The organism is Undibacterium sp. 14-3-2, assembly GCF_016595265.1.
GTDB classification, from domain to species: Bacteria; Pseudomonadota; Gammaproteobacteria; order Burkholderiales; family Burkholderiaceae_D; genus Undibacterium; species Undibacterium aquatile.
In genome coordinates this window covers 272,175-286,797 of sequence record NZ_JAENGS010000001.1, presented here as the reverse complement: position 1 = coordinate 286,797, position 14,623 = coordinate 272,175, and the positions used below count along the sequence as shown (strand labels likewise).

At 52.1% G+C, this 14,623-nt stretch carries 14 protein-coding genes; 9 read left to right on the top strand and 5 right to left on the bottom strand.

Going from position 1 to position 14,623, the window contains the following annotated elements; all coding sequences use genetic code 11:
* The first annotated feature begins 2 nt into the window (after window positions 1-2).
* From xdhC to Undi14_RS01235, 3 genes are all read left to right on the top strand, one after another.
* Window positions 3-887: a xanthine dehydrogenase accessory protein XdhC gene (xdhC, locus tag Undi14_RS01245; protein WP_200177618.1), complete on the top strand. Its 885-nt coding sequence runs from the start codon at window positions 3-5 to the stop codon at window positions 885-887.
* A gap of 5 nt (window positions 888-892) precedes the next feature.
* Window positions 893-1,921, top strand: coding sequence for an adenosine deaminase (locus tag Undi14_RS01240; protein WP_186896091.1), 1,029 nt, complete (start codon window positions 893-895; stop codon window positions 1,919-1,921).
* 366 nt (window positions 1,922-2,287) lie between these two features.
* Complete coding sequence (locus Undi14_RS01235) at window positions 2,288-2,818, top strand: hypothetical protein (protein ID WP_200177617.1); 531 nt, start codon at window positions 2,288-2,290, stop codon at window positions 2,816-2,818.
* Window positions 2,819-2,913: 95 nt separating this feature from the next.
* On the opposite strand, the gene Undi14_RS01230 is transcribed toward Undi14_RS01235, so the two are convergent.
* The 4 genes from Undi14_RS01230 to Undi14_RS01215 all read right to left on the bottom strand — a co-directional run bounded on the left by Undi14_RS01230 (window position 2,914) and on the right by Undi14_RS01215 (window position 6,303).
* Window positions 2,914-4,005 carry a porin gene (locus tag Undi14_RS01230; RefSeq protein ID WP_200177616.1) on the bottom strand — a complete coding sequence of 364 codons (1,092 nt, stop codon included), beginning with the start codon at window positions 4,003-4,005 and terminating at the stop codon, window positions 2,914-2,916.
* A 91-nt stretch (window positions 4,006-4,096) separates the two neighbouring features.
* Window positions 4,097-4,615: a 2-oxo-4-hydroxy-4-carboxy-5-ureidoimidazoline decarboxylase gene (uraD, locus tag Undi14_RS01225; RefSeq protein ID WP_200177615.1), complete on the bottom strand. Its 519-nt coding sequence runs from the start codon at window positions 4,613-4,615 to the stop codon at window positions 4,097-4,099.
* Window positions 4,612-5,592: an allantoinase PuuE gene (gene puuE, locus Undi14_RS01220; protein ID WP_234030356.1), complete on the bottom strand. Its 981-nt coding sequence runs from the start codon at window positions 5,590-5,592 to the stop codon at window positions 4,612-4,614. The genes uraD and puuE overlap by 4 nt, the downstream gene beginning before the upstream one ends.
* Before the next feature lie 3 nt (window positions 5,593-5,595).
* The gene (locus Undi14_RS01215) at window positions 5,596-6,303 is read right to left on the bottom strand and encodes a GntR family transcriptional regulator (protein WP_200177614.1); all 708 of its coding nucleotides are present in this window, start codon (window positions 6,301-6,303) and stop codon (window positions 5,596-5,598) included.
* Window positions 6,304-6,572: 269 nt separating this feature from the next.
* Here Undi14_RS01215 and uraH point away from each other — a divergent pair, with 269 nt between their 5' ends.
* The 6 genes from uraH to Undi14_RS01185 all read left to right on the top strand — a co-directional run bounded on the left by uraH (window position 6,573) and on the right by Undi14_RS01185 (window position 12,411).
* Entirely contained in the window at window positions 6,573-6,926 is a 354-nt protein-coding gene (gene uraH, locus Undi14_RS01210; RefSeq protein WP_200177613.1) for a hydroxyisourate hydrolase, read from the top strand.
* A gap of 96 nt (window positions 6,927-7,022) precedes the next feature.
* Window positions 7,023-8,228 (top strand): urate hydroxylase PuuD, encoded by a 1,206-nt coding sequence (locus Undi14_RS01205; protein WP_200177612.1) that lies wholly within the window; start codon window positions 7,023-7,025, stop codon window positions 8,226-8,228.
* A 16-nt stretch (window positions 8,229-8,244) separates the two neighbouring features.
* Window positions 8,245-9,255, top strand: a complete 1,011-nt coding sequence (gene alc, locus Undi14_RS01200; RefSeq protein WP_200177611.1) for an allantoicase — start codon at window positions 8,245-8,247, stop codon at window positions 9,253-9,255.
* 30 nt (window positions 9,256-9,285) lie between these two features.
* Complete coding sequence (locus Undi14_RS01195; protein WP_200177610.1) at window positions 9,286-9,780, top strand: ureidoglycolate lyase; 495 nt, start codon at window positions 9,286-9,288, stop codon at window positions 9,778-9,780.
* A 793-nt stretch (window positions 9,781-10,573) separates the two neighbouring features.
* On the top strand, window positions 10,574-11,782 hold the full coding sequence (locus tag Undi14_RS01190) for a M20 aminoacylase family protein (RefSeq protein ID WP_200177609.1): 1,209 nt from the start codon (window positions 10,574-10,576) through the stop codon (window positions 11,780-11,782).
* A 50-nt stretch (window positions 11,783-11,832) separates the two neighbouring features.
* Entirely contained in the window at window positions 11,833-12,411 is a 579-nt protein-coding gene (locus Undi14_RS01185) for an ATP-dependent Clp protease proteolytic subunit (protein WP_186883976.1), read from the top strand.
* A 189-nt stretch (window positions 12,412-12,600) separates the two neighbouring features.
* Here Undi14_RS01185 and Undi14_RS18435 read toward each other — a convergent pair whose 3' ends face one another.
* The gene (locus tag Undi14_RS18435; protein WP_200177608.1) at window positions 12,601-14,355 is read right to left on the bottom strand and encodes a methyl-accepting chemotaxis protein; all 1,755 of its coding nucleotides are present in this window, start codon (window positions 14,353-14,355) and stop codon (window positions 12,601-12,603) included.
* Between the last annotated feature and the right edge of the window lie 268 nt (window positions 14,356-14,623).

Genomic DNA, 14,623 nt, shown 5'->3' with positions numbered 1-14,623 from the left:
TCATGCCTATTAACTCTCATACAAGCTGGCTGGAAAGTCTGCAAGCGCTGCCAGAGAATGCGCCTGCGATCCTGATCACGGTCACGGCAGCTAAAGGCTCGACGCCGCGCGGCACTGGCACGCGCATGCTGGTCACGGCGCAGCACCAGTACGACACGATAGGCGGTGGTCATCTCGAATGGAAAGCCATTGCGCATGCCCGTCTGTGGCTGGCGGAAAGCGCTGAGCATAACGCCGCCGCCCGGCATCTCGATCTGGCGCTTGGCCCCAGTCTCGGTCAATGTTGTGGCGGCGCGGTCAGCATCATGCTCGAACGCACCGATAGCTGGACGACCGAACAAAAGCTGGCGCGCTATGCGGAATTTCAACAACAGCAAGCGCAATTACCGCATCTGTACCTGTTCGGTGCCGGTCATGTCGGTAGTGCGCTGGTCAATGTATTACAGCAAACCCCTTGCCGCATCACCTGGGTCGATGAACGCGACCATTTGTTTCCAGCGCATTTACCACTATCGGTACAAACGGAAGCCACTGACTGCCCCGAAGCTGTCGTTGTTCACGCCGAAGCAGGCGCTTACTTTCTCGTCATGACCCATCACCACGGTCTGGATTTGCTGCTGAGCGAACATATCTTGCGTAAGAATGATGTCGCATGGTTCGGTCTGATCGGCTCACAAACCAAACGCGCCCGCTTTGAACACCGTTTGCGCGAGCGCCAGATAAGCGCCGCCCGGCTGGCGACGATGGTCTGTCCGGCCGGTATTGACGGCATCACTGGCAAAGAACCCGGCGTCATCGCCATTGCCATTGCGGCACAGTTATTGCAACTCTGGGCGAAGACACCTACACTGCCGGACTTCGCCTCTATCACTCACACAGCGGAATAAACAGCATGAGTAACTCTTTACACGACTTTATCCGCGGCTTGCCGAAAGCCGAACTCCATTTACACATCGAAGGCTCGCTGGAGCCGGAAATGATGTTCGAGCTTGCCCGGAAAAACGGCGTCAGCCTGCCGTATGCCAGCGTCGAAGAAGTCCGTGCCGCCTACGACTTTGAAGACCTGCAATCATTTCTGAACCTGTATTACGCCGGTGCCGCAGTCTTGCAGACCGAACAGGATTTCTTCGATCTGACCCATGCTTACATACAGCGCGCCCGCGCCGACCATGTCTGCCACGTCGAATTATTTTTCGACCCACAAACCCACACCGAACGCGGCATCGCGATAGCAACCGTATTTGCCGGCATTGCCCGTGCCTTGCGCGAAGCAAAAGCGGCGGACGGTTTTTCCGGCAGCATGATACTGTGTTTCCTGCGGCATCTGAGTGAAGAAAGTGCGCTGGCGACGCTGGAAGCCGCATTGCCGCTGCGTGAAGCCTATGCCGACGTGTGGACCGGTGTCGGTCTCGATTCGGCCGAAGTCGGCAATCCGCCGGAAAAATTCGCCCATGTGTTTACGATCGCCCAGGCGATGGGTTTCCGGCTGGTCGCCCATGCGGGTGAAGAAGGCCCGCCAGCGTATATCCACAGCGCGCTGGATGTGCTGGAAGTGGAACGTATCGACCACGGTGTACGAGCAGAAGAAGACCCGGCGCTGATGCAGCGTTTAAAAGCCAGCCGTATCCCGCTGACAGTTTGCCCGCTGTCGAATCTCAAATTATGCGTCGTGAAGGATATGCGCGAGCACAATCTGGCGCGCATGCTGCGTGATGGCTTGTGTGTGACGATCAATTCGGATGACCCGGCCTATTTCGGCGGCTATATGAACGCGAATTTCATCGCCACCGCCGATGCGCTGGCATTGAGCCGCGAAGAACTGGTGCAACTGGCGCGGAATAGTTTTGAAGCATCCTTCGTATCTGATGCACAGAAACAAATCTGGTACGACGCACTCGATGCCTATCTGGAAAACGCTTAAAAATCGCCTGAAAACGCCAAAAAAACAGTGAAAAATGGGGAGTATGTGCAAAAACTGCCTTTATCTCCCTATAAACAAAGGGCTTTAAAATATACTGGTGGGAGTATATTTAGAGCCCTGAACGCCTCCAAACCATTATTTCCGACTCGCATTGCGTGCCCGGACAAATAATTTTAGCTGGCAAAAGCTGTGCTCTCCTTTCAGTCCGACAAGGCTGGCCTGCATCAACACCACGCTAATTAGCTCACCGTCCGGGTGGATATATTGATAAAATGCGTCGCCCGGACCGATGTCCGCATGCTTTTCTGAGACAGCGCCAAGGCATCTGTGGACGCTGCACCTCACGCCTGTTTTTATGGAATCCCTATGCAAATCCCCCCACTCGGCACGTTGATCAAAGATGAAGAAAATGACTGGCTGATCAGCGACGCGTTCAACATCGCGGCTTTTAACAATACGGCATGTGAATTTCTGATTGAAGGCTACGAAGTCGATCCGCATCCGCAGGATTTTTCTGATGCGATCAGCAATTTCATCACGCTCAGCAGTGCCGCGCTGAAGGCCGCAGAAACCCCGGTTTTTAACTATTACCTCGATTGGGCACGCCTGGCCAAAGCCGAAGGCCAGCCCTGCGTAGAAATCACCGAACCAGCAGATATCTGGCAGCATATTCAGTTCGGCAATGAGGCGCTGGTTTGCCGCCGCAGCAATGGCGATCAGGCGGTTTATGTGTTGTTTGAATGCGATTGCGACTGGAATCAGGAAGACGGTTTGCAGATCGTTTTCAAACACGGCAATCAGGTCAGCAAGGTCGGCCCGTTTGATGATTTTTTAAGTAATGAAGATGTGTATGGCTTGCCGGAACTCGATAAAGTGATTTATCAAAGCCCGGGTTAAATATGGCACGCAGCAGGCTTGCTGCAAAATCGCGTCACCATAAAAAAAACCGCGTGATTCATGCGGTTTTTTGTTTCATGCCTGACGACTGAACATCAGAAACGGTGACGGATACCGGCAGCAACGCTGGTTGCACGGTCAGCCGTGTTGAGTTTGTCGCTCATCACTAATGCGTAGACATCAGTACGTTTGGACAAATTGTAGTCATAACCTGCGGAGAAAGTATCACGCTTCAGATCCGCACCAACCAGGCTGCCTGTACGTTTAGTATTCGCAAACGCCAGCAAAATGTCGCCGCCGCCAGCCGGTGCTTTCACGCCCAGACTGTAAGTTTTGTCATCCAGTGATTTCGGGCTGGTCGTGTCATCTTTGCTCGAAGAATACGTCGCAAACAGTTTTGCTACTGTCAGGTCATAGCTACCGGCAACAAAGTAAGTTTTCTGATTATTGATCGACGCATAATTCACAGGCGCTGCTGTTGCATCCACAATCGCGCCACCACTGAGCGGATTGCTGACCTGCACCTGATGATAGTAAGCACCCAAAGCAAGTGGACCATTGAAATACAAGGCATTGATACCGACGTTTTTAGTACCTGTACTGCCTGCTTTTTCACCGAACTGGTAATGCACATTCGCACTCAGACCATCAAAATTCGGTGTCGTGTAAACGATCTCGTTACTCCAGCCAGAGTCTCCTGCGGCGGAATTGGCCCAGGTGCGGGCAGCATAATTACCGCTGGAAACCCAGGTGTGTAATACCAATGGCGAGAAGCTGAAAGAATCGCCGAACGGATTGAAAATCACGGTAGGTAAAAAGCTTGGTGCCAGACCGCGACCCAGCGACACTTTACCGAAAGAGCCGGACAAACCAACGTTCGCATCGCGCGAAAACATGGTGTCACCGCTGAAACGGCCAGAGGCGCCAGTATCTGCCTGCAAGAAACTGGTCAATGCAAAATCAGCTTTCAAACCGCCGCCCAGATCTTCAACACCTTTGAAACCGACCCACGATGTCGTCATACCGCCACTGTTAACTGCAGCCTGACGACCACTGTCGCCACTGTATTTAACGGAACCCAGAGTCACGTCGAGCAAACCTTCGACGGACACCTGTGATTGTGCAGATGCACCGCCAGCAAGCAGACAAGACACTGCCAACACCATACTTTTCAATTGAAATTTCATCGGTTTTCCTTGATTGATGTGATAAAAAATTGTTTCGTATGCGGTTACCGGCAATCAGCGTCGCGTCCTGTACAGTGTGTCTGCTGTGTATTCAGGTGCTGATGAGATCAGCCAGCCGGAATTCCCCGATACGGATAATCTGTTCTATGCATTCCCGCATTTCGTCGGCGCGACTGGCTGCCAGACGTTGCGTGAAGTTGCGGATAATACTTTGCCGGTCATGATTGCGTACAGCGATGATGAACGGAAAGCCGAATTTTTCCTTATATTCGGCATTTAAACGTTGTAACTGCGCAAATTCTTCCGCGCTGCACTGGGTCAGGCCAGCACCACTTTGTTCACGACTGGACTCTGCCGTCAGCTCGCCACGTATCGCTGCTTTTCCCGCTAATTCAGGATGGGCGCGGATCAGTTTCAACTGTGCACTTTCCGCCGCAGTTCTGACTGCATCCGCCATCGCCTGGTGTAAGGCTACCCTGCTGGCAAATGGCCGCTGCGCGACAACCGCTTCAGCCACCCACGGCGAGTGTTCAAAAATACCGCCCAGAACATCGACAAACGCCTGCGCAGAACAAAGGTTCAATTCATCTAAACTGTAAGTCTTGCTCATGCTGCGGCTCCCTCTGTTCCTACGGCTCCTGCAGCTTGTGGCTGGTAAGGATGCGTCTTCATCCAGTGCTGCGCGATATCGATGCGGCGGCAAATCCATACCTTGTCGTGTGCCTGTATGTAATCCAGAAAACGCTGCAAAGCGCGGAACCGCCCAGGCCTGCCTAACAAGCGGCAATGCATGCCCACCGACAGCATTTTCGGCGCATTGTCGCCATCCGGATCACCTTCTGCATACAGCACATCAAAACTATCTTTTAAATACGTATAAAAATGATCGGCAGTATTGAACCCCTGCGGCGTGGCAAAACGCATGTCATTACTGTCCAGCGTGTACGGCACCACCAGATGCGGTTGCTGCTCGCCTGCGCTGGTGCTGACTTCAGTCCAGAATGGCAAATCATCGCCGTAGTAATCGGCGTCATAAGTAAAGCCGCCATGCTCAACCAGCAAGCGCCGCGTATTCGGCGAATCACGCCCGGTGTACCATCCCAGCGGCGCGGTGCCTGTCAGATCACGCATGATCTGCACTGCCTGCTGCATATGTTCGCGCTCGATTGCCTCATCCAGATTCTGGTAATGTATCCAGCGCAAACCATGACAGGCAATTTCATGTCCGAGCGCGCTAAATGCCTGCGTCAGTTCAGGATGCCGCTGCAACGCCATCGCCACGCCGAATACCGTCAGCGGCAATCCGCGTTTTTCAAACTCGCGCAAAATCCGCCAGACACCAGCACGCGAACCGTATTCGTAAATCGACTCCATCGACATGTGCCGCGCTTCATATGCTGCCGCACCGACGATTTCTGATAAAAACTGTTCCGATGCCTTGTCGCCATGCAGCACGCAGTTTTCACCGCCTTCTTCGTAATTCAGAACAAATTGCACCGCAATTCTTGCCTGACCCGGCCATTGCGCATGTGGTACCTGCGCTCCGTAGCCGATCAGGTCGCGTGGATAAGCTGCTGTCATACTCATAAATTAGTTGCTCCGTGAATGCCCGAGAACGGCTTTTAAATCAAAACCCTTGCCAGCATTTTTCGGCGTGCGACAGGCACACTGATGCAAATGTTGTGCCATTGCGTGCAAGGCTGCTTTTTTATCCTGACGCTCCAATGCCGCCAACACCTGAAAATGCTCATCAAATGAACAGGGGCGCGTCGTTACCACTTCCTTATTCGAAATCATCAGCGTCGTGCGCGAAACGAGGCGGCGCAGCATATCGACCAGTAAATCATTGCCGCTCAGACGCGCGAGTGCGATATGAAAATCAGCCGACAGACGTATCCATTGTGGCCGGTCGCCACTTTCATAGGCGTCCCGTTCACGCTCGACCATGCGCCGCAGTTCAGCAATCGCGCTGGCATCAGCGTGCTGCAAAACTTTTTCCAGCGCCATCTGTTCCAGCGTCTGGCGCAATTCAAACATGTCGTGCGCCTCTTTTTCGCCCGGGCTGGCAATAAACGCACCACGGTTGGGCTCCAGATCGACCAGCCCGTCGGCCGCCAACTGGCTTAATACTTTACGCACCCCGTGTCTGGCCATCTGATAAATCTGGCTCAGAGATTGCTCAGTCAATTTAGTCCGCGCCGGCAAACGGTGATCCATGATCGCATCATAAATATCGCGATACATGTGGTCTTCCTTCTCTGCCAGTGTCGATGTGCGGCGTGTTTCAGATGAATTCATGCTGAGTGAAGAATAAAAATAGTGAGGCATATTTAATCACGATTGTCGACAATATTAAATATACCGCAGTATTATTTACGAAATCACTTACATAAATAGCTGTTTTTATTCGATTTTATTTATTTTTATTTGACAGGCTTAAATTATGGCAATTAAGATTGTCGACAATATTTTCAAATCAATGAAACAAGACTTACGCAATTTGTCCCGGCAAGACATAGCTACGAAGCCGGGGCTGCTCTGCGTAAGTCCTATGAAATAAGGATCACATGGGACGCCTGACCACACATGTACTCGACACCGCCCACGGCAAGCCCGGGCGAGGTATCAGCATTGCGCTGTATCGTGTCAGCCCGCAGCAACGCAGTTTGCTGTGTGAGCGCGTCACCAATGCCGATGGACGCTGCGATCAGCCCTTGTTGGAAGATAGCGCCATGCAAACCGGCACCTATGAACTTGATTTCGACATCGGCACTTATTTCGCTGGTTTGGTACCTGATCTGCCGCAACCAGCGTTTCTGAGTATCGTGACTTTGCGGTTTTCTATCGCCGATGCCAGTGCGCATTATCACGTGCCGCTGGTCGCAACGCCGTGGAGTTACTCGACCTATCGTGGTAGTTAAGGTGGCAGCGAAGGTGAGAAATAAGACACAAGACGCAATAAATTTCGGGTAATGCTGACCCTGCCTCTGTATCTAAAAAAATAATCTGGAAAAAAAATGGAAGCATATTTATTTGACTGGGCAAATCTGTTGCTGCGCTGGCTGCATGTCATCGTCGCAATTGCCTGGATAGGTTCATCTTTTTATTTCGTCTGGCTGGATAACCATCTGACTGCGCCAAGTGATCCGCAACTCAGGGCACAAGGCGTGGGCGGCGAATTATGGGCGGTACATGGCGGCGGCTTTTACAATCCGCAAAAATATCTGGGCGCCCCACCGAAATTGCCGGAACATCTGCACTGGTTTTACTGGGAGTCTTACAGCACCTGGCTGTCGGGATTTAGCCTGTTTTTGCTGGTATATATTTTTAATGCCCGCACTTATCTGATCGACCCGTCTGTTGCCAATCTCACACCTGCAGTTGCAATCGCAGCGGCCTTAGGTTTTCTGGCACTCGGCTGGCTGGTGTATGACTTGTTGTGTCGCTTATTAGGTAAGAATGAAAAACTGTTGTCAGCATTGATTGTCGCTTACGTCATCGCCGCCGCCTGGGCTGCCTGCCATTTATTTTCCGGTCGTGCTGCCTTTCTGATTACCGGCGCGATGATCGCGACCATCATGAGTGCGAACGTGTTTTTCTGGATTATTCCGGGACAGCGCAAAGTCGTGGCGGCGATGAAAGCAGGAGCTCCGGTTGACCCGGTGCACGGTCAGCGCGGTAAACAACGCAGTGTGCACAACACCTACTTCACACTGCCAGTGCTGTTTGCAATGCTGTCGAATCATTACAGCATGACGTATAACCACGCGCAAAACTGGCTGGTGCTGGTCTTGATCATGATCGTCGGCGTTCTGGTGCGGCAGTTTTTTATTCTGCGTCATAAAGGCAAAACCAGCCCCATTTATCCGCTGCTGGCCATTGTCATCCTCGCTGCGCTGGCTGCGTGGATGGCACCAAAGTCCGCGCCTGTCAGCAGCACAAAGGAATCACCGGCAGCGCAGTTTGCCCAGGTTCAGCAAGTAGTGCAGGCACGCTGCATACAATGTCATGCAGAACACCCAACGCTGATGGAATTTCCCGCTAAAGGACTCATGCTGGATAAACCTGAGCAGATCAAGGCGGCATCGCAACTAATTTATCAACAAGTGGTGCAACAAAAGCTGATGCCGCTGGGAAATCTGACGCATATCACCGACGAAGAACGCGCTGTCATCGCGCGCTGGGTAGAAAACGATACGGCCAATATGGCTGGCACAAAATAATCGAGAAAGACACACTATGGCCATCATCACGCTCGACCCGAATGCTCCTGAATTTACCCGCCGCTATCCGAATCTCGCTGACCCACGCCTGGGCGCCAAAACACTAGCCTGCAGCGATGATTTTTTTGCCGAGATGGCGCGCATGTTGAATCCTGAACCCGCTGTCTTCATTACCGGCAAGTACGATACCAATGGCAAATGGATGGATGGCTGGGAATCCCGTCGCAAACGAGTCAATGGTCATGACTGGTGCGTGTTGAAACTTGGTCGCGCCGGGATACTCAAAGGCGTCGATATCGATACCAGCCATTTCACCGGCAATTACCCGCCTGCCGCCGCAATTGAAGGCGCATTTCTCGCCAGTGGCGAACCTGATGACCAGACCGTTTGGCAAGAAGTGCTGCCATCCGTGAACCTGCAAGGCAACAGCCATCATTATCACGAGATCAGCAGTACGCAAGTTTTTACACACTTGCGTCTGAATATTTATCCGGACGGCGGCGTCGCCCGTTTGCGCGTGTATGCACAACCGGAAAACGACTGGGCAAACGCTGATCCGCATGCGCTGCACGATCTGATTGCGATGGAAAATGGCGGCTATATTGTGGCAACGAACAACCAGCATTTTGGGCTGGCATCCAATCTGCTGATGCCGGGACGCGGCGTGAATATGGGCGACGGCTGGGAAACGCGACGCCGCCGCGAGCCTGGCAATGACTGGTGCATCATCGCACTGGCACACGCCGGTATCGTGCAAAAAATCGAAGTCGATACCTGCCATTTCAAAGGCAACTATCCAGACAGCTGTTCGATACAGGCCGCATCTATGGCGGGCGGCACGGACACTTCGCTGATCACGCAATCGATGTTCTGGCCTACGCTGTTACCGCAACAAAAGCTGCAGATGGATCATCAACATTATTTTGCTGAAGAGCTGCAGTCGCTGGGGCCTATCACCCATATTCGTCTGAATATTTTCCCGGACGGCGGCGTCTCGCGTTTGCGTCTGTTGAGTAAAATCGCCTGACAACCTTCACCAAATCACAACGCCAACGACATGAAAAAACTTAGCATTTCCCCTCTGACACGGGCGGCGTTTGCGCCGTTTGGCGAAGTAATCATGACGGATGGCGCGCGCCATTACCCGATTAATCAGGGCACTACCGAGCGTTTTCATGCCCTCGCCTGCGCTGACACGCACAGTGAAAACGGACAGACCATACTCAGCCTGTTTCGCGCGCAGCCACGCCAACTGCCGCTGCCAATCACCATTATGGAAAGGCATCCGCTAGGCAGTCAGGCATTTGTCCCGCTGACACAAAATGAGGAAGACGAATATCTGGTCGTTGTCGCACCGGCGGGGGAATTTGATGAAAACAAGATGCAGGCTTTTTTGTGCAAAGGCTTGCAAGGCGTGAATTACGCTAAAGGCGTCTGGCATCACCCGCTGATCGCCCTGCATAAAGTCAGCGACTTCATCGTCATGGATCGCATCGGCCACGGTCACAACTGCGATGAAATCACGCTGGATGGCAGTTGGGTACTCGCCTGAGAGTTTCACACACCGCGCATTAAATCAACATTCGCAAGCGCCCTGCGCTATTCCTTTCGCGCATCAGAGGGAAGTACAAACAAAAACGCAGGCAAAAAAATAGCCCGCTAATAGCGGGCTTAAATCCAAACCTTAGGAGGTGTTGGAGGAGACGGGTGCAACTATATCGCACCGCAACAAATACGCAAACGACTATTTTTGCATATCAAACATTCACAAATCAGATATCTGAAAACGATAACAAATTACCTAGAAGAAATCTTATTTCAAATTTTTATCGTTTCTATTGAATTTTTTAATGCTTACCGGAAAAAGGACAAAAAAAACCCGCGACCTTGCGGTTGCGGGTTAAATCCAAACCTTAGGAGGTGTTGGAGGAGACAGGTGTAACTTTACTGCAGTGCAGCAAACATGTCTGCTTTATTTTCGATATATCAATCATCACCGCAAAGAATATCTGCGCACCATGCTCTGCGAATGTCTGTTGAAGATGTTTTCTTATACCGACTATGCATGCGGGTGAATGAAAAAATCAGCACAACACGACCTTCGCGGCTCAAGATCAGGCAGTGGCCTTGGCGTCTGAACGACTCAGGAACACTTTCCTTGTTTTTATTCAAATTCCACGTCAGTGCTGATGCCCGCCTCTGTGGAATCTGGTATCGTTCTCTCTGATGTGCTTGCTGCAGACGATGCAGCGACTTCACGTCGAAAAATTAAATTGCGTCCTGCTGCAGCTCACTATCCATCCCGATACCAGCCAGCACATCTGCAACGCAATCCGGAGACTCGTATGAAACTGATAGATCCTATTGTTCAATTCCAGGCAGAAATTCAACAAATCCGCCGTGATATTCACGCTCACCCTGAGCTTTGTTACGAAGAACACCGCACCGCAGACGTCATTACGCGCCAGTTGCAACAGTGGGGCATTCCAGTTGTTTCGGGTTTAGGTGGCACTGGCGTTCTGGGCATCATTAAGAACGGTAACAGCACGCGGGCGATTGGTTTGCGCGCCGACATGGATGCCTTGCCTATGCAGGAAATCAACAGCTTCCCGCACCGCTCGCAGCATGAAGGAAAAATGCATGCCTGCGGGCATGACGGGCATACCGCGATGCTGCTGGGTGCCGCACATTATCTGGCGCAACACCGCAATTTCGACGGCACGGTATATCTGATTTTTCAACCGGCAGAAGAAGGCGGCGGTGGCGCGTCGGCAATGATCAACGATGGCCTGTTTGAAAAATATCCTATGGAAGCAGTGTTCGGCATGCATAACTGGCCGGGCATTCCAGCAGGCTCGTTCGGGCTGACACCGGGGCCGATGATGGCCTCATCAAATGAATTTTATGTCACGGTCAAAGGTAAAGGCGCGCATGCAGCGCAACCGCACAAGGGCATCGACCCTATCATGATCGCGATACAGATTGCGCAGAGCTGGCAAACCATCGTCAGCCGTAACGCCAGCCCGCTGGAATCAGTGGTGCTGTCGGTCACGCAGATTCACGCGGGCAGCGCCACCAATGTGATTCCTGACGATGCTCAGCTGGTCGGCACCGTGCGGGCCTTCAGCAATGACATGATTGATCTGGTTGAACAACGCATGCGGGCGATTGCCACACACACTGCAGCGGCGTTTGATGCCGAGATTGATTTTGAATTCCGGCGCAATTATCCGCCACTGATTAACCATCCGGTGGAAACTGCATTTGCAGCGGAAGTGTTACGTTCTGTGGTCGGTGACGAGCGCGTGAATGCGCAGACCGAACCGACTATGGGCGCGGAAGATTTTGCGTTCATGCTGCAAGCGAAACCGGGTTGTTATGTCTTCATCGGCAACGGCGAAGGTGATCATCGCGATGCCGGTCATGGTCTGGGCCCCTGTAATCTGCATAATCCCAGTTACGACTTCAATGATGATTTGCTGCCGATCGGCGCGACTTACTGGGTCAGGCTGGCAGAAACCTACTTGAAAAAAGCCACCGACGCAGCCATCTGAGACAGCAGACAAGCTACAATTTCAACCTTCATAACCGGACACGATTTCACATGGCAGACGAAAAAGACAATAACGACGTACAACGCAGCCCTTTCCTCGAAGAGAAAGCATTTAAATCCCGCACCGTGCTGGTTTTCGGCACCATCAACGATAAACTTGCGGCCGATGTCAGCAAGCGCCTGATCGCGCTGGCGGCCGAGTCAAAAGACCCAATTACTTTGCTGGTTTCTTCGCCAGGCGGTCATGTTGAATCCGGCGACGTGATTCATGACATGATTAAATTCATCGATGTGCCAGTGAATATGGTTGGTACTGGTTGGGTAGGCAGCGCTGCCGTCAGCGTTTTCCTGTCGGTGCCAAAAGAACGCCGTGTCTGTTTGCCGAACACTCGTTTCCTGATTCATCAACCCAGCGGCGGCTGCGGTGGTCAGGCAACAGATATTGCGATTCAGGCGCGCGAAATCGTCAAAGTGCGTGAACGTATCTCGGCATTGATTGCACGCGAATCCGGTCAGACGCTGGAACGCGTGACGAATGATATTGACCGTGATTACTGGATGAGCGCAGAAGAAGCGCTGGAATATGGTCTGATTTCACGCACCATCATCAAACAAAGCGACATCGCTTAATTGCCATTCATCCTGATTCCTGTATTTCAGGGCTTAATTCGGGGGTAAATATACTCCCCCCAGTATATTTTGAAGCCCTTTAAACATAAGGACATGAGCGGTGAATACTAAAAAAGCAGGGGGGAGTATATGCTCCACCCTGCTTTTTTTATGCCACGGCTATGCCTGCCAGTACAAGACTAAGCAACATCAAAACTCTTCCCACTCTGCTGTGTCGCCTGCTTTCTCAACTGCTTTCGCTGCTCGCTGCGGACTTTGCCGGACACTGACTGGCGCAGATTTGATTGCCGTGCTGTTCGTTTCCTTTTTGCCCGGCTTTGCCATCGTCTTTTTTGTCGCGTCAGCAGTATTGCGATTCACCAGCATTGCAGATGCGTTCAACGCCGCCGTCTGGCTCTGATCTAATTTAAACACGCTGACGACACTGCTGAGTTTTTCTGCCTGCCCCTGCAATCCGGCAGCAGCAGCGGCGGCTTCTTCGACCAGAGCCGCATTTTGCTGCGTCAGCGTATCCATATTGGTAATCGCATCATTGATCTGCGCAATACCAGCGCTTTGCTCGTGACCGGCGGCCGTAATCTCGTTGATCATGTCGCTGACGCGCCGCACGCTGGCGACCACTTCGCTCATTGTGTCGCCCGCCTGATCCACCAGCCGCGTACCTTGTGCAACTTTATCGACGGAATCGTTGATCAGCTCTTTGATTTCTTTCGCCGCACTGGCAGACCGTTGCGCCAGATTGCGCACTTCCGACGCGACCACCGCAAAGCCGCGTCCCTGCTCACCGGCGCGCGCCGCCTCCACCGCAGCATTGAGCGCCAGAATATTCGTCTGGAATGCGATGCCATCAATCACACCGATGATGTCAACGATCTTGCGTGAGGACTCGTTGATCGAGCCCATCGTCTGCACCACTTGCGAAACAACGTCGCCACCTCTTTGCGCTACGGCCGAGGCAGAATCCGATAACTGATTCGCCTGGCGCGCATTGTCTGCATTGTGATGAATCGTCGAAGTGATTTCTTCCATCGAGGACGCGGTTTCTTCGAGCGAACTTGCCTGACTTTCAGTGCGCCCCGACAGATCAAGATTACCTTGCGCGATTTCTGTCGCCGCAATGGTGATGTGATCCGTCCCCTGCCGCACTTCGCTGACCACCTTCAGCAAGTTATCGTTCATGTCTTTTAAGGCTTGCAACAGCATGCCGGTTTCGTCTTTACTGCTGGCTTCAATGTGACTGGTCAGATCACCGGACGCTACTGTCTGCGCGACTTTTACCGCATTCATCAGTGGCCGTGATACCAGACGGGCAATCCAGAAAGACAATGCCAGCCCCAGCACAACGCAGATTGCCAGCACCACTAAAATCAGCGAACGCGCCGTTTCATAAACCTGCGTGCTATGTTCATAGGCAGCGATACCGCCATCAGATTGAATTTTCACCATCTTATCGACATGATCGCGCAACCGCGTATTCACTTTTGATGAGGTGGTGCGTAGCAGGCTGACGGCTTCCGTCTGATTACCGGCTTTGGCGGCGGCAATCATCTTATCGGTGATCTGCAAATAGTCCGCCATCAGCTTTGCATATTCATCGTAATTCGCCTTCTCTGCCGCATTCGTCATCATGCGGCTGTAATCCGCTTCGATCTCGCGCAATCCGCTAATCGCTTCCTTTGTTCTGGTAACGTATTTTTCAACTTCCTCGGGATTTTCCGCAAACACCATTTGCGCCTCTTGCGAGCGTATGCGCGAGACACGTTCCTTGATGCCCATCGCCGCTTTGACGCTGGGCATCCAGTTCTCACCCAGATCTCTGGCTGCTGTGTTGACCTGAGCAAGTTCAGTCACAGAAAAAATGCCGATGAAAATTGTGATCAACAACAAACAGAGCGAACTGATTAAGAGCTTGACAGATATTTTCAGATCATAAAAAAACGACATAGCTTACTCCGGAAGTAATGTTGATATGGCACGCAACAAATGCGGATTGCATCTGCTGCGATGAATCAGTACAACGGAAAATGCAGGTCAGGTGCGGCAACGGCAGATGAACGGCAGACAAAAAACACAACTTTTCGCCTGGCACATCGGTGGAACATATTTGTATTGCGGGACAATTTCATGTGAAGCTCCGGAACAGGATCAGACATCACAATTGCGACAAATATTGAAAAGACTTTTTGTGAGATTTGGAAAAAATAACGACGGA

Coding starts and splice junctions, on each gene's coding strand:
- puuE (WP_234030356.1), bottom strand. CDS start 5,592: ATGAGTATGACAGCAGCTTATCCACGCGACCTGATCGGCTACGGAGCG.
- Undi14_RS01215 (WP_200177614.1), bottom strand. CDS start 6,303: ATGAATTCATCTGAAACACGCCGCACATCGACACTGGCAGAGAAGGAA.
- Undi14_RS01190 (WP_200177609.1), top strand. CDS start 10,574: ATGAAACTGATAGATCCTATTGTTCAATTCCAGGCAGAAATTCAACAA.
- Undi14_RS01205 (WP_200177612.1), top strand. CDS start 7,023: ATGGAAGCATATTTATTTGACTGGGCAAATCTGTTGCTGCGCTGGCTG.
- uraD (WP_200177615.1), bottom strand. CDS start 4,615: ATGAGCAAGACTTACAGTTTAGATGAATTGAACCTTTGTTCTGCGCAG.
- Undi14_RS18435 (WP_200177608.1), bottom strand. CDS start 14,355: ATGTCGTTTTTTTATGATCTGAAAATATCTGTCAAGCTCTTAATCAGT.
- Undi14_RS01240 (WP_186896091.1), top strand. CDS start 893: ATGAGTAACTCTTTACACGACTTTATCCGCGGCTTGCCGAAAGCCGAA.
- xdhC (WP_200177618.1), top strand. CDS start 3: ATGCCTATTAACTCTCATACAAGCTGGCTGGAAAGTCTGCAAGCGCTG.
- alc (WP_200177611.1), top strand. CDS start 8,245: ATGGCCATCATCACGCTCGACCCGAATGCTCCTGAATTTACCCGCCGC.
- uraH (WP_200177613.1), top strand. CDS start 6,573: ATGGGACGCCTGACCACACATGTACTCGACACCGCCCACGGCAAGCCC.
- Undi14_RS01235 (WP_200177617.1), top strand. CDS start 2,288: ATGCAAATCCCCCCACTCGGCACGTTGATCAAAGATGAAGAAAATGAC.
- Undi14_RS01185 (WP_186883976.1), top strand. CDS start 11,833: ATGGCAGACGAAAAAGACAATAACGACGTACAACGCAGCCCTTTCCTC.
- Undi14_RS01230 (WP_200177616.1), bottom strand. CDS start 4,005: ATGAAATTTCAATTGAAAAGTATGGTGTTGGCAGTGTCTTGTCTGCTT.
- Undi14_RS01195 (WP_200177610.1), top strand. CDS start 9,286: ATGAAAAAACTTAGCATTTCCCCTCTGACACGGGCGGCGTTTGCGCCG.